The following is a 254-nucleotide window of genomic DNA, read 5'->3' on the forward strand; positions in this document are numbered from 1 at the left end:
GGTCTCCGTTCGCGTAGGGGCCTTCGGGATTGACGTAGATCAGCGCCTGGTGCGACGCGGCCAACGGATTTTCGAGATCGTAATCCGTATCGCCGTTCTGGCCACGCCAGCGCTTGTCGCGGCTCACCATGCTGTCGAACGACGCGACGTCGTGCGGGTCCCAGATCTCGGGTCCCCAGTAGGTCGCGTTATCGGCTTCCCACGCGTCCTGACGTCCGCCGGCAAAGCCGTAGGTCGGGAAGCCCATGATCTCC

General features: G+C 64.2%; 1 pseudogene. It reads right to left on the bottom strand.

Going from position 1 to position 254, the window contains the following annotated elements:
• A pseudogene (locus tag ASF20_RS05515) lies at positions 1-254 on the bottom strand (catalase-peroxidase); the annotation flags it as partial.

The sequence above is a fragment of the Methylobacterium sp. Leaf88 genome (assembly GCF_001422795.1).
GTDB lineage: Bacteria > Pseudomonadota > Alphaproteobacteria > Rhizobiales > Beijerinckiaceae > Methylobacterium.